Genomic DNA, 13,873 nt, shown 5'->3' with positions numbered 1-13,873 from the left:
CGATTAATTCGGAGGTGCTTTGGATTGAATTTTCTGCAAAAGGACGAGCAAATCTACGACATTACGATCATTGGTGGCGGCCCTGCCGGGTTATTTACCGCTTTTTATGGCGGGATGAGGCAGGCCAGTGTAAAAATCATTGAGAGCATGCCCCAGCTAGGCGGGCAATTGTCTGCTCTTTATCCGGAGAAGTACATATATGATGTAGCCGGATTTCCAAAGGTTTTGGCACAGGATTTGATCAATAATCTGAAGGATCAGATTTCTCAGTTTCAACAGACGGTATGTCTGGAAGAGAAAGTGGAAAACGTCGTAAAAAAAGCAGACGATGTGTTTGAAATCACAACGGACAAAGGTACTCATTTCTCCAAAGCGGTTATCATTACGGCTGGAGTAGGAGCATTTGAACCTCGCAGGCTGGAACACCCAGATGCCGTCAAATTTGAAAAATCCAATCTGCACTATTTTGTTACCGATCTGAACTCCTTCAAGGGACAGCGTGTAGCCGTTATTGGCGGCGGTGATTCCGCTCTGGACTGGTCCCTCATGCTAGAACCAATCGCAAAAGAAGTACACCTCATCCATCGCAGAGACAAATTCCGCGCCCATGAGCACAGCGTAGAAATGCTCATGTCCTCCAAGGTAAACGTCACGACACCTTATGAAATTGCAGCCTTACAAGGCGAAGAACGTATCGAAAAACTCACGCTGACAAATTGCACGACAAAAGAAGAAGTGGATCTGCAAGTCGATGCAGTCATTGTCAACTTCGGCTTCATCTCCTCCCTCGGTCCCATCAAGAACTGGGGTCTGGAGCTGGAAAAAGGCTCGATCGTGGTCAATACCCGCATGGAATCAAACATTCCTGGCATTTTCGCAGCAGGCGATATCGCTACCTACCCTGGTAAGGTCAAGCTGATTGCTGTCGGTTTCGGTGAAGCTCCTACCGCTGTAAACAATGCGGTTGCTTACTTTAATCCGGATGCCAAATTGCAGCCTGGTCACTCTTCAAGTATGGACAACTTCAAATCGTAAAAATGCTTCGGCCCTGTTGCTGCCTTCTACGGCGGCGGCAGGGATTTTTTGTCCCGTTGCATAAGCGCTTTTGATCGCGCACACAGTAGAAAGGACGAGGAGGCGATACGCTTTGGTTCATCTCTGTCCCGTTTGCAATGGCTTCACGGCTCTCCAACAAGCTTGTACAGATTGCGGTCAACCCCTGCAGGATGCCGGCCGTCTCTCGGACTTTTTCGGGGACTACAGCCCGTACCGGGAGATTGACGACGCCAAGATGGACAATGGCTACCTGGACCGTCTACGCCACCAATGCATCCATACCGGCTGGTGCCCCTCCTGCCAAACGGAACAGGCGGTCATCCTGGATGAATGGACACCCGCTATGCTTGTAACAGATATGAAAAAGGACGCGTACCACTAATTCGGTCACGTCCTTTTTTGTGCGAAGCATTACTTTTTCTTCATCGCCAGCTTTTCTGCCATACGTGTATTATTTGCTTTCATTTGTTCGAGCATTTGCTGGAGTGATTCTTTTATCTTGCTAGCATCACCAGATTCAATCGCTGCGTCAAAGGCTTCGTGTGTTTTTTTCATTTGCTCGATCCGGGCTTTTCTGGACTCACGCTCTTCCTTTGGCCCCATATTTTTCTCTTTCCATTCCTTGAACTGCTGCTCCATCTGCTCATTCGTAATTTCGCCCTTTTTCACTTGCTCATTCAGCTTGTTGATCAGCTGCTTCCGCTCTTCGCGCTTTGCCTTCCATTTCGGATCGTCGCTCAGCGCCTCGAACTCACTCATTAAACGATCACGCTCTTTAAACACCGCATGCCATTGTTCTATGCTATTCGGTGAATATTTTTCCGCTAGCAAGAGCATGTACATTTTTTGATGAGCGCCTCGATTCGAGCCGTGACGCAGCTTGACGTGCGTTTCTCCATGCTCACCGTGGTTATGAGTCGGTTTGATTCCCTGAGCAACTGCATCAGACACATCTTGCGCCATCGCGACACCTGGAATGGCTAGTCCCATTATTAACGCAGCTGTCATCATTCCTTGCTTCCACATCTTCATGCTACTCACTCCTTTTGGTAGATAACGTTTATGCTGACTCAGTCAAAAAGGTCGCAACTCTTCCTTATCCAGCCCCAATAGCTTGACCAGCCCCATTTGCTCCAGGTCACTTTTCGTTTTTTCAGTACCATACTGATAAATGAGCTGATAGATAGATCGCAGGTTGTCATCGTATTCATCATTGTCCCGATCCGGCATGTCTGACCATAGCGTATGCCCATGCATCCACATCATGAAATCGCCATGGACACAGTTATTGAACAAATCGCGCATCATGCCAACTTCTACGTCGGTTGCTTCGATTTCAAAATCATAGGTGGCGGAGCCTTTTTCGTCGCGAATTTCTGCCACAGTCGTTCCCGCTTGTAAGGTCACGTAGTAATGTTTCTTATCCAGTGTCACTCATCTCCTTTTCGTAAAAAGCATCCCCGACTTGAAAACTTTTCCTCCTTACCATGTGCAAAAATCGCCAAAAACATGTATCGCGAAGGCTATAACGAACAAAAAAGCCCTCCGTCATCCAGAGGACTCTTCCTGCTCTTTTGTTCAACGGTCGATTACGAACGATCTTCTTTTCGTAAATTATGCCCCGTATTCTCTCCCGTTTTCGGAGGAGTGCTGCGTGAACCGGCGGACGCTTCTGTTGGGCGCTTGTCTTTGTTGTTGTGCTTGGACATATGGATACCTCCCTTGATTCATGAGTGGCTGCCCATGTAGTATGTCCCCACCTGTGAAATGAAAAAACACCTTGACCCGCTAAGCAGGCCAAAGTGCTTGTTTGTTGTTTTATTCCAATAAGAGAATCGAATTATTTCACGACTAATTTCGCTACCATTTTGTTATGATCCGGTCCACAAATCACGTTGCAAAAGATCGTGTACTCACCAGCTGTATCGATTTTCATCGTTTTGCTGCCATCCTTTTGGATATCTACATCCAGTCCTTGAATGCCAATACCATGATAGCCTTCTGTCGATTTGAAGTTGATCGTGAACTCTTCGCCAGCTTTTACTTCAAAGGTTTCTTGATTGAATTTCCAGTTACTAGCTTCAATATTAACCTGAGTGCCAGTAGTCGCTGCAGGAGCCGCTGCATCTGTGCTAGCAGCTTGATCCTTGTCTCCACCGCATGCTGTAATCAACATCGCAGACAATGCAACTGAAGAAACCAACAGACCCCACTTCTTGTTCACTTTGGACCCCTTCTTTCTTCTTTATCTACACTTCCATCTTACTCGAAGAAATCGAACCAAAATCTGGGATCGTGTGAACGAACCGTGACGAATTGGAGAACGATTGATGAACAGGCATGATCTGAACCTTAGATATCGGTTGGTAATTGAAATGGAGGAAAATCAGCTCGAGGGAACGGTACGCTACTATGGTTGTCCTGCGGAAGAAGCCGGGGCCAAATATGTCTGCCCACTTCCTGCGGATCTCAAGCCAGCTGCCCGTCGATAATCGTATCCTTTTCCATAGCCTGAAAAATCTGAAAGCCTTTGACGTTGCATCATTTGAACGTCAAAGGCTTTATTGCTACTGAATCTTGTACACCGTTATTTCTGGAAAGCAATTAAACCGGATCGGCAGTCTAGATGTTCCAAGCCCGCGACTGATGCCAAACACGCCAACACATACATCCTGCTTCTGACCGATATGAAAATGTTTATACGCCCCCACCGTCCGACCAAAAAAGCGAATTTGCCCACCGTGAGTATGGCCGGTCAACAGAAGATCCGCTTTCACACCTTCTTTGTAAATCAACGAAATAATGGTAGGAGAATGGGCCAAAAAAATCGTCAGATCGGCTTGTACCGTATGATGACGCGGCCCTTGTTCATTACCATAAATAGAATTATCGAACCCATAAATCAAGATACGGTTGCTGCTTCTTTCTATGAAAACACCCTCGTTTTCCAAAAACGTCATTCTCTTTTTCAACGCTTCCTTATGGGATGTGTATTCGGAAAAAGAATAAGCTCTTTTTCGAAAGCTCCCCTCTTCTCTCTCGTAATTGCCAGGAACGAAGAACATCCCAGCGTTGCTTTTTATTTTCTCAAGCTCTTCCAGCACATGCGTCAGTTGCCCGCTGTGCTGCGCCAAATCCCCCGTCACCATCACCAAATCGGGATCGTGGACATTCACCAGTTTGTGCAGCTCTCCATTCCAAAAACGTGTTCGACCATGAAGATCGGACAAGTGAATCACAGTAAGGGGGGAAACACCAGGGAGCGTCAGCTTCACTGTTCTTGTTTTGACATAAGTCGTATGATAGGCGATTAAAATCAGTCCCGCCAGGATACACAAAACAACGATTGCGAGAAGCATCATCATCTACGGAACAATCCCCTTTTCGATTAAATAAATGAAACCGGAGACGATCGCTCCCCTCGTCTCCGTCCTCGCTGTTTTTATGGAAGATAAGATTTTGCCCGATACTCCGAGAGATTAAAGGACTGCCAGCTATTGTCCTCATACAAAATCTCTTTTCGCTCCTGTACCATCGACATAAACGTTTCTTCTACCTTTTTGTCCTGTACAAGCTCCATGACGACTGGGATTGCGTCATAAGACAGCCTGCTCAAATACTCGATATCGATGGTTCCATTTGAATGGTAACGCTGAATATTGTTTTTGGCAATGATGACGTCCATATTGATATAGTTCAGAATGACGTAGCTTACGAGCGTCACGATCGCATAATACTGGATCAAGGAGAAGCCGTCGCGCCAAATTTTGAAAAGAGCAATGATAAACAACACAAACAGAAAAATCATGAAAATGTGAGCTAACAGCCGCGTATGTGTATAGCCGTAAGCATCCTCATATAGTGAAAGGCGAAAATAAGCCGATACGAGCATAAAGCCTGTGCAAATCGTCAGCATGCTTAACAGTACTTGAATCATCCGGTAAAGCATTTGTTTTGCCCGTGATGCGAAGTGCATCGTACAAAGAAGAATGAGAAAATTAATAACCGTTACCGTAACCAGCTCATTGAAGCCGTTTTTGGCATACTCGGCGTACGTCAATCCATCGGGTAAAATCCGCTTTACCCCGCTGAACAAATACGATATCTGGATGTATGTAAACGCAGTGTACACGATATTGATAATCGCAAGAATCGTCACGAGGATAATTCCGTCCCAGACGATCTTCTTGTCATCTTCAGGCACAGGCAGTACCACTGTTTCTTCTCGTTTCCCGAATACCGAATACATGTAGGCAAACACGAGGATGGTAACAATCCCGATTAGAAACATGCGGAAGATGGCTTCTAGTGAATGGATATCAATCAGCCTTCGTGGTATTTGCCCCAAAAAGTGTCCAAACACACTATCGGCATTGGAGAGCAGGGATAGTACGACCACCAAGAGAGGCACTGATATGCCCACTCCAATGAAAATTTTCTTCATCACCCCGTACTTCTCACTGTTCAGCCTACTTTTTATCCAATCCTTCGTCAGCCGAAATGGTAGTCGCGTATACTTCGGCATGTAGAGGAGCAGCGTCTCCATCATCTCCATGAAAAAGCCTGGTTCGTACCATTTCGCTCGATGGCGTTTGGTGATCAGGATCGTTTGGATCACGAATAGAAACGGAATCAGCATAAGGTTGAACAGATGAAAATGCGGATTGGAAAATAGAAAAAAAGTCAGTGCCAATAAAAAAATCGGAAGCGACAATATCCAGTCGAATGCCTGCTTTCGTGAAAAGCGTAATTGAATGCGCTGTCTAGCCTGCCAAATAAAAAGAGCGTACAAGCCAATCACGAACAACGGATAGGAGATGCCCAATCCTTGTCCATAAAACATCAAATCGAACAGTAAACCGATCCCAAATGCCCCCAGCAATAGCCACTGCAAGCCTTTTTGTTCTTGAGCAACATCCGCCAATATCTTCACTCCTTACTCATGCTTTGCTGTAAAATAACGTAAGAGCAGACTCCAAAAAGGAGCTGCTCTTGTAAGTACGTGCAAAATTGGATAAATGTTACAATTATCAACTGATCAATATCTATTTTAAATTCTCCGCAATCGCCAGTAATTCTTTTTTCGTCAGAACTGGATTGTTGGCAATCACTTCGATGAGTCTGTTTTTGTCCTCTTGATATACCTGTACCTCTTTTTGTTCTTTTCCGTCCAATAGCTTCTTAGCCACATACAATCCCTCATATTTTTGCACTTTCACTTTTTCTACGATGGCATCCTCTCCTGCTTCTTCCTCGATCCATTTCACACCCTCAAAGTTCGTGATGGCGATTGATACGTCCCCTTCCATCTCTGCTCCTTCACTCCCTTTGTACACCGTAAGGATTCTATTTATTGTCGGCTTAGGAGATACTTTTCGCATGACGATTTGTTTCTTTTCCTTCTCTGCCTCCTTGTGCATTTCTGCGAATAACTCTGGTTGGGTATAATCAAATGGATACTCGACATGCCCTTTTACAAATATGTAGCCACCCGCTATCTCTGCTGGTACCTCATAAAAGCTGCCCACTTCTTTCTGCAACAGCGGTGTGGTCAGATGTTCAACCGGAATATACGTAAAGGAAACACGTTTATCCGGATTGTCAGGGCCAGGTATATAGATTGCTGCGCCTTCTCCCGGCTTAAGCGAATTTCGAGCGTCTTCAAAGGTTTTTATACTTTCAGGGCTACTTTTTTGTAGTGGAGTAGCAGTCCGCTGCACTTTCACTACTGCTTCCCCTTTTTCATTCTTCAACTCGTATACCTTCATGGCTGCATATGCGGATGTTCCCCCGAACACAAGAATGGCTGCAACGATGAATCCCAATCTTTTTTTCATTTGCTTTCCCTCCGACCTATTTGTTTGTTCCTTGATTTTTTGAAGGACCTGATCCTTGACATCGAAATCATCGGCGGCTGCTAGTAACTGCTGTTTCCAATCATCGGGTTGCTGAGATCGAGTCATGTCTATCACCGCCTTCATTCATGAGCATGTGGGATTTGCATTTTTTCAAAGCCCGCTCATACTGTTTTCGCAACGTGGCTGGCTTCGTATCAAACAACAAGGCCAATTCGTCGTAGCTTCGGTCTTCCACCACACGCAAGATCAGGAGATTGCGCTCCTTTACAGAAAGCTTGGAAATCGCCATATGAAGAGGGTTGTTCAAATATTCCGTATCTTCCACTCTCTTCTCTCCCTCATGGCGGCTAACCGTCTGAATCCCCGCTCGCAAAAAAGTGACCACACGATTCAGCTTCGCCCTGTTCAACAGGTTCAGACAATGATGGTAGGCAATCTTATACATCCACGCTGAAAAAGAAACCGTTTGCCGATAGCTGTCCAGCTGCTCGAATGCTTTTAAGAAAACCTCCTGGACCGCGTCCTCCGCTTCCTGTCGATGCCCCAGCATGTGATAGCAGTATACGAACAGCGGCTTTTGCATCCTATCGATGATAATGCCGAATTGGTCGATATCTCCCGCTCTGACCTCCTTTATCGCCTGTTCGATTTCGTTATGATCCAAGCCCTCTCACCTCCGATTCGCACGTATAACAAACAAATCAGTCATTTTGTGACACGATTTGAAAATTTTTCTTTCCTTCGGGAAAAACCGCACAAAAAAATCCATACCACCGTATGGATTTTTATCCGTTAAGAACTTCCCATCCTATGTAAAGCAGTCTGTCTTCCCAACAAAAAAACCTCTTGAAGTCGTGTCAGTTATCTGCACGATTCCAAGAGGTCTCTGTATACTAATTTAGTCGTCGCACTTCTCCGCTTTACCCTCAGCCAAAGCTGTCTTGAAGGACGAACCACAGCCACAGGATGCGACTGCATTCGGATTCTCGATGGAAAAGCCTCCGCCCATCATCGATTCCTTGTAATCGATCTCTGTACCTTTAATGTATGCATAGCTGTCCTTATCGACAACGATTTTCACACCATTTTGTTCGAAGGTTTCGTCGCCTTCCTTCATCTCTTCGTCCCAGCCCATCCCGTAGGTAAAGCCGCTGCAACCACCTGTTCTGACACCTACCCGCAAAAACACATCGGGCTTGCCTTCTGCTGCCAGCATTTCCTTCACTTTCAGACTGGCTCGCTCTGTCAATGTAATCATGCTACTTTCCCTCCTTCACAGGCTCATCATTCCTGCACGTGTTACAACCATTATATTCAGTTTACTAAGAAACGCTTCTTCTCACAAGGTTCCCCTGCACTTTACGCACTCATTCCTACTGGCAAATAAAAAAGAAGGGTTGCCCCTTCCTATGCAAAATGTGCATTGTTTTCGATTAAATAAAATCTATACGGCTTTTTACGGTTCCCTACCTTAGACAGATTATGATCTATCTGGTTCAGTTCGTTGTGTAGTTGATCAATTTGTATGCTGTATTCGAGGACATCTGGATGATCTAACCCAAACTCTAACCCCATATTTACCATACGCTGTCGAAGGAGTTCGATTTTCTCGAGCAAAACGTCCCGCATTGTGAAGCTCCTCCTAGTAATAGATCAGTCTTTCTTACTATATTTTACAAGAACAGCTAGAATTTCGCAAACAAAAATTCCTTCATTCCCGTAATTACGCCCAAAATATGCCGATAATTGTTAGAATTTTACATATGATCACACTACCTCATAGAGAGTTGGAGAACTTATGATATTGTTCGTACTTACCAAGAGGTTTATAATATAGGTGCCTTGTTGTCCGAGATTTGCTTTTTTTCGAAGAGCTCTCTCCATTCCCAAGGAACGAAATTTCAATTGGGTACAGCTGGACAAAAGCTCTTTTCACCTAAGAACCATTGACTTTGAAAGGAAGTGTTTGGAATGGCGCTTGAAACGATTGCCATACAAGACAAATCTCTCGCCGGAATCGCTGAAAAAGTCATGCATGGCGAACGCCTTACCTTAGAAGACGGTGTCACCCTTTTTAATTCCAACGATCTTTTGACGATTGGACAATTGGCTAACGTTGTCAACTATCGCAAGAATCAGGATAAGGTCTATTTTTTGCAAAATCTGTACATCAACCCAACGAACGTATGTGAAGCTCATTGCAGATTCTGTGGTTTCCGCCGCGATGAAGGGGATGAAGGTGCCTACACGATGAGCACAGAAGAGTTGCTTCATTATGTAGAAACACGCTTCCATCCGGGTATCCGTGAGTTCCATATCGTTGGCGGACATAACCAGCACAAGCCGTTCGAATACTATCTCGACACCATTCGTACCTTGAGAAAAGCGTACCCGGATGTAACGATTAAATCGTACACAGGTGCGGAGATCGAGTTCTTCTCCCGTATTTCTGGCCTTTCCATCCGCGAGGTTCTGCAAGAGCTGATGAAAGCTGGTCTCCAAAGCCTTACTGGTGGTGGCGCCGAGATTTTGACTGAGCGCTATCGCATGAAAATGAGCCCGGAAAAAGCAAGTACGGACATGTACCTGCAAGTACACCGCACCGCTCATGAACTGGGCTTGAAAACACATACGACAATGCTGTACGGTTCCATCGAGACATTGGAAGAGCGCGTGATCCACATGCTCCGTTTGCGCGAGCTGCAGGATGACACCAACGGCTTCATGGTCTTCATCCCATTGGCTGTTCAACCGATCAAAGCGACTGCTGGCATCAAGCGCCGCAATTCTGCGATTGATGATTTGAAAACAATGGCGATCAGCCGTCTGATGCTCGATAACTTCCAGCATGTCAAAGCTTACTTTATTAACATCGGTACTCAGCTCACGCAGCTCTCTCTGCAAATGGGTATCTCCGATGCACACGGAACCTTGATTGAGGAGCGCATCAGCCACGCAGCAGGTGCACTGACTCAGCAAGCTCTGACTGTAGATGAGTTAGTTTGGTTGATTAAAGGCGCAGGCAAACGCGCACTGGAACGCGACACCTTCTACAACGTGATCAAAGAACACTAGGACATAAAAAAAGCTGATGCTCCGATTCACTTCGGGCATCAGCTTTACTAATTTAGCTCGTGCGCGACTTATCACGCTCACCAATGAACATCCTAAGAGAACAACCTACAGAGGAAAATCAGCATCCAGCTGCTCTTCTTCCTCCCGTAATTTATTCTTGATTTTCACCAGTAATTCATCGGCTGTGGGAGCTTGTACCAATGTACCGTTTACGAGCGCGAACGGCTCCATGTAGCATTCGCCACAATACCCCAGACAGCCGTACTCCAGTACGTCCACGTCCAGATCCGAATCATTTTCCAATGCATCCACGACGGATTGCGTATAAGAGGAAACATTACTCGCGCAAAATTCTACTAGTGGTTTCATCTATTGTCACCTACCGATTATTTCGACATCATCACGTACTTTATTGTACCGCGACTTTCACAAAAATCCAGCGGAGAAAACGGGAAAAAGATTCTGCTTGCATTTTTAGTGAAAGAGACTAAAAATAGAGTGGGTGCTGTAAAAAACGGACAGAAGAAAGGACTAGACCTTCTATGAAACGACTTGTGATCCTTGGTGGAGGATACGGGGGTCTTCGTATTATTGAGCGAGTCCTGTCCCCTGATTTACCAGATGACGTGTTTATAACCCTCGTAGACCGGATGCCGTTTCACGGCTTGAAAACAGAGTATTACGCTCTGGCGGCTGGTACTACACCGGAATCTCACCTGCGTGTCAATTTTCCAAACGATCCACGCCTGACCGTGAAATACGGTGAAATTACAGGCTTGGATTTGGACGAGCAGGTCGTCAATTTTGCTAACGGGGACGCCCTCTCCTACGATTGGCTTGTAATCGGATTGGGCTGTGAGGATCGTTACCATGATATCCCTGGTGCTGAACAATTTACGTGTTCAATCCAATCCATGGGAGCTACCCGCAACACATACATGGCAATCAATAATGTGAACCCATACGGAACGGTTACCGTCGTGGGCGGTGGCCTTTCCGGCGTGGAAATGGCTGCTGAGCTGCGCGAGAGCCGCCCGGACCTGAATGTACGCATTATCGACCGCGGCCAAAGCATTTTGAGCCCATTCCCGAAAAAGCTTCAGGAGTATGCATCTCAATGGTTTATTGAACATGAGGTACAGCTTGTTTCCATGGCGAATGTAACTGGCATCGAGCAAGGTGTCGTGTACAACCACAATCAGCCTGTACAAAGCGATGTTATCGTATGGACAGCTGGAATTCAAGCCAACCGCATCGTGCGCTCTCTCCCGATCGAATTAGACAACATCGGACGCGCCAAATTAAACCAGTATCATCAAATTCCATCCCATTCGAACGTTTATGTCGTAGGTGACTGTGCAAGCACGATCATCGCACCGAGCGCACAAACGGCTGAGATTCAAGGCGATCAAATTGCCCTGATGTTGAAAAAAGACATCAAAGGCGAGGACTATCCAGCTTCATTGCCTGCTCTCAAGCACAAAGGCTTCCTCGGCTCCCTCGGCAAAAAAGAAGGCTTCGCCAGCATGGGGAAAATGTCTCTGGTCGGTCAAATGGCTCGTGTCATCAAGAGCGGTCAGCTGTGGATGTACAAAAAGCATATGGGATAATACACAAACCTGTTGGCCAGATGGTCAAACAGGTTTTCTTTTTATATAATCATGGAATGGGAGGTTGATTTTTCCAGATGAATGATTATATTCAAACGATGCGCCGCCTGATCGGGCAAGAAACACTGATAACCGTGGGTTGTGGGGCGATCATCGAGGACGAGCAGGGACGTATCCTTTTACAGCAGCGTAAAGATCGGGTTAACTGGTGTTTACCAGGCGGTGTGATGGAAATTGGAGAAACCTTTATCGAGACGCTTATGAGGGAAGTACAGGAAGAGACGAATCTTATTATTGAGTCTCCTGAACTGTTTGGCATTTATTCTGGCCCATCGGGATGCCAACAGTATCCGAACGGCGACAAGATATTCAGCCTGCAAATCATATTTCGGGTAACCTCGTATCATGGTGAGCTTCGGCAGGAAGGGCCAGAGAGCCATGCTCATATGTTTTTTGAGCGGAACAGCCTCCCCCATCCACTCAATCCAGGTCAGGCAGCTTTTATTCTGGATTGGGCTGAAGGGCTTACGGGACCTATCGTCAAATAATTCAAACAACAAAACAATGATAAACCCCAAGCTGAATCCACATAATATCGGAGACCGGAAAACATCCAGCTTGGAGGTTTTTTTATTGGAGTCGAACACTTATAAGGATATGAGCGATACGCTGGAAAACAATTACATGCCGATGACTTCCTTCCGAAGTGGGGTCGAAGAGGCAGTCAGACCCGATGTCGTATGCTCTACCATTCAAATTGTGAACATTGCGCTAGTCGGCGATGCAAGGTCATGGGTTCTGGTTGATGCAGGGATGCCACAATCGGCGGATCAAATCATCGAGATTGCCAAGGAGCGTTTCGGTGAGCAAGCCAAACCGAGAGCCATCCTGTTGACTCACGGCCATTTCGATCATGTCGGGGCAGTCGTAGAGCTTGTCAAAGCATGGAAGGTTCCCGTCTATGCCCATGCGCTTGAGCTTCCTTATTTAACAGGGCAAAAATACTATCCCGAGCCGGATGGCACTGTAGAAGGCGGGCTGATTGCAAAGCTGTCGCCCTTGTTTCCAAATGAACCGATCGATTTGGGTAGCCATATTCATGCCTTGCCAGAAGATGGCAGCGTGCCTGATATGCCTGGATGGAACTGGATACATACGCCTGGACATACTCCAGGGCACATTTCTTTATTCCGTGATGAAGACAGGACGCTCCTCGCAGGGGACGCTTTTGTTACAGTGAAGCAGGACTCGTTGTATCAAGTCGTCACCCAGCAAAAGCAATTAACTGGTCCCCCTGTTTATTTTACAACGGATTGGCAGGCAGCTCGGCAATCCGTCGAAAAGCTTGCGGCGCTCGCCCCTTCCTGTGCAATCACTGGTCACGGCCCACCAATGTATGGTGAAGAGTTGGCCAATGGATTGGAGAAATTGGCTGCAAACTTTGATCGAATTGCGCTCCCAAGATATGGGCGATATGTGGATCAGGAAATGTAGATTGGCAAAAAGCTAGCACCGGAATGATGATATTACCCCCGTCAAGTAGACAGCATTAAAACTGATAGGTCCTAAGCAACCTTGGTGCGGTATTCCACCGGACTAAGGTTGTTTAATTTTGCCTGAAACCTTTCGTAATTATAAAACCGTATGTACTCATCTATAGCGGTTTTGAGCGCCTCTTCAGATTCAAAAGACTGTATGTATAGGCACTCTGATTTAAAATGTCCAAAAAAACTCTCTATACAGGCGTTATCCAAACAGTTGCCCTTTCGAGACATACTTGCTTTCATCTTGTAGTGTTTCAGAAGTTTACTAAAATGCCTAGAAGTATACTGATACCCCTGGTCACTATGGAGGAGGACACCTTTTGTTTCGCGTACATTTCGAGCTTTTTCCAATGTATCAATCACTAGTTGTAAGTCATTCCTTGCACTAAGGTGGAAAGCAATGATTTCGTTGTTGAATAGATCACATATAGCGGACAGGTATAGGTTTTTCTGTTTATACGGAATGTAAGTAATATCGGTAACCCATTTTTCATTTGGACAGGTTGCATGGAACTCTCGGTTTAAAACATTATCAGAAACCACACAAACTTCCTTTTTGCCATAAAACCTTTTCTTCTTGCGTATCTGAGCTTGTATCCCCATTTGTTTCATTAAACGATAAATCCTTTTATGGTTTGCATGTATACCATACGTCTTCTTCACCCAAATTTGCATTCGAGGATATCCTAAGATGCCACGTAAGCGTTGATGCCCTTCTAATATCTTTTCT

Annotated in this window: 18 protein-coding genes; 7 read left to right on the top strand and 11 right to left on the bottom strand. The window is 45.8% G+C overall.

Translation table 11 applies throughout. The features are described from left to right. The first annotated feature begins 24 nt into the window (after positions 1-24). Together AB1L17_RS17210 and AB1L17_RS17205 are read left to right on the top strand one after the other, a co-directional pair. Positions 25-1,035, top strand: coding sequence for an NAD(P)/FAD-dependent oxidoreductase (locus AB1L17_RS17210; RefSeq protein ID WP_412845999.1), 1,011 nt, complete (start codon positions 25-27; stop codon positions 1,033-1,035). 112 nt (positions 1,036-1,147) lie between these two features. Beyond that, complete coding sequence (locus AB1L17_RS17205) at positions 1,148-1,438, top strand: hypothetical protein (protein ID WP_412846000.1); 291 nt, start codon at positions 1,148-1,150, stop codon at positions 1,436-1,438. Positions 1,439-1,467: 29 nt separating this feature from the next. Here AB1L17_RS17205 and AB1L17_RS17200 read toward each other — a convergent pair whose 3' ends face one another. The 3 genes from AB1L17_RS17200 to AB1L17_RS17190 form a co-directional block, all read right to left on the bottom strand. Continuing rightward, positions 1,468-2,088, bottom strand: a complete 621-nt coding sequence (locus AB1L17_RS17200) for a hypothetical protein (protein ID WP_412846002.1) — start codon at positions 2,086-2,088, stop codon at positions 1,468-1,470. Positions 2,089-2,130: 42 nt separating this feature from the next. Then, a complete protein-coding gene (locus AB1L17_RS17195; protein WP_412846003.1) occupies positions 2,131-2,490 on the bottom strand; it encodes a hypothetical protein in 360 nt (119 codons plus the stop codon). Between the two features lie 406 nt (positions 2,491-2,896). Then, positions 2,897-3,280, bottom strand: coding sequence for a cupredoxin domain-containing protein (locus AB1L17_RS17190; RefSeq protein WP_412846004.1), 384 nt, complete (start codon positions 3,278-3,280; stop codon positions 2,897-2,899). A 106-nt stretch (positions 3,281-3,386) separates the two neighbouring features. Here AB1L17_RS17190 and AB1L17_RS17185 point away from each other — a divergent pair, with 106 nt between their 5' ends. Beyond that, positions 3,387-3,548, top strand: a complete 162-nt coding sequence (locus tag AB1L17_RS17185) for a hypothetical protein (RefSeq protein ID WP_412846005.1) — start codon at positions 3,387-3,389, stop codon at positions 3,546-3,548. A 75-nt stretch (positions 3,549-3,623) separates the two neighbouring features. Here the strand turns inward: AB1L17_RS17185 and AB1L17_RS17180 are convergent, their stop codons facing one another. The 6 genes from AB1L17_RS17180 to AB1L17_RS17155 form a co-directional block, all read right to left on the bottom strand. Continuing rightward, positions 3,624-4,421 (bottom strand): metallophosphoesterase, encoded by a 798-nt coding sequence (locus AB1L17_RS17180; RefSeq protein WP_412846006.1) that lies wholly within the window; start codon positions 4,419-4,421, stop codon positions 3,624-3,626. A gap of 77 nt (positions 4,422-4,498) precedes the next feature. Beyond that, positions 4,499-5,989 carry a DUF4153 domain-containing protein gene (locus AB1L17_RS17175; protein WP_412848878.1) on the bottom strand — a complete coding sequence of 497 codons (1,491 nt, stop codon included), beginning with the start codon at positions 5,987-5,989 and terminating at the stop codon, positions 4,499-4,501. Positions 5,990-6,101: 112 nt separating this feature from the next. Then, a complete protein-coding gene (locus AB1L17_RS17170) occupies positions 6,102-7,019 on the bottom strand; it encodes a hypothetical protein (RefSeq protein WP_412846008.1) in 918 nt (305 codons plus the stop codon). Next, positions 6,994-7,578, bottom strand: coding sequence for an RNA polymerase sigma factor (locus AB1L17_RS17165; RefSeq protein ID WP_412846009.1), 585 nt, complete (start codon positions 7,576-7,578; stop codon positions 6,994-6,996). The genes AB1L17_RS17170 and AB1L17_RS17165 overlap by 26 nt, the downstream gene beginning before the upstream one ends. Before the next feature lie 234 nt (positions 7,579-7,812). Further along, positions 7,813-8,172 (bottom strand): iron-sulfur cluster insertion protein ErpA, encoded by a 360-nt coding sequence (gene erpA / locus AB1L17_RS17160; RefSeq protein ID WP_412846010.1) that lies wholly within the window; start codon positions 8,170-8,172, stop codon positions 7,813-7,815. Between the two features lie 149 nt (positions 8,173-8,321). Next, the gene (locus AB1L17_RS17155; protein WP_412846011.1) at positions 8,322-8,543 is read right to left on the bottom strand and encodes a Spo0E family sporulation regulatory protein-aspartic acid phosphatase; all 222 of its coding nucleotides are present in this window, start codon (positions 8,541-8,543) and stop codon (positions 8,322-8,324) included. A gap of 342 nt (positions 8,544-8,885) precedes the next feature. Here AB1L17_RS17155 and mqnE point away from each other — a divergent pair, with 342 nt between their 5' ends. Next, positions 8,886-9,989: an aminofutalosine synthase MqnE gene (gene mqnE / locus AB1L17_RS17150; protein ID WP_412846012.1), complete on the top strand. Its 1,104-nt coding sequence runs from the start codon at positions 8,886-8,888 to the stop codon at positions 9,987-9,989. 105 nt (positions 9,990-10,094) lie between these two features. Here the strand turns inward: mqnE and AB1L17_RS17145 are convergent, their stop codons facing one another. Continuing rightward, the gene (locus AB1L17_RS17145; protein WP_412846013.1) at positions 10,095-10,358 is read right to left on the bottom strand and encodes a DUF1450 domain-containing protein; all 264 of its coding nucleotides are present in this window, start codon (positions 10,356-10,358) and stop codon (positions 10,095-10,097) included. A 173-nt stretch (positions 10,359-10,531) separates the two neighbouring features. On the opposite strand from AB1L17_RS17145, the gene AB1L17_RS17140 reads away from it, so the two are divergent. The 3 genes from AB1L17_RS17140 to AB1L17_RS17130 all read left to right on the top strand — a co-directional run bounded on the left by AB1L17_RS17140 (position 10,532) and on the right by AB1L17_RS17130 (position 13,093). Then, positions 10,532-11,599: an NAD(P)/FAD-dependent oxidoreductase gene (locus tag AB1L17_RS17140; RefSeq protein ID WP_412846014.1), complete on the top strand. Its 1,068-nt coding sequence runs from the start codon at positions 10,532-10,534 to the stop codon at positions 11,597-11,599. Between the two features lie 77 nt (positions 11,600-11,676). Next, positions 11,677-12,147 carry an NUDIX hydrolase gene (locus AB1L17_RS17135; protein ID WP_412846015.1) on the top strand — a complete coding sequence of 157 codons (471 nt, stop codon included), beginning with the start codon at positions 11,677-11,679 and terminating at the stop codon, positions 12,145-12,147. Positions 12,148-12,232: 85 nt separating this feature from the next. Beyond that, the gene (locus AB1L17_RS17130; RefSeq protein ID WP_412846016.1) at positions 12,233-13,093 is read left to right on the top strand and encodes an MBL fold metallo-hydrolase; all 861 of its coding nucleotides are present in this window, start codon (positions 12,233-12,235) and stop codon (positions 13,091-13,093) included. A 71-nt stretch (positions 13,094-13,164) separates the two neighbouring features. Here AB1L17_RS17130 and AB1L17_RS17125 read toward each other — a convergent pair. Beyond that, positions 13,165-13,873, bottom strand: a 709-nt coding sequence (locus tag AB1L17_RS17125; RefSeq protein WP_412848877.1) for an IS3 family transposase, incomplete at its 5' end; no start/stop codon positions are given.

Origin of the sequence: Brevibacillus jepli (assembly GCF_047229145.1) — a bacterium.
In the GTDB taxonomy this organism is placed as follows: Bacteria; Bacillota; Bacilli; order Brevibacillales; family Brevibacillaceae; genus Brevibacillus.
This window is presented reverse-complemented; position numbering and strand designations above follow the sequence as displayed.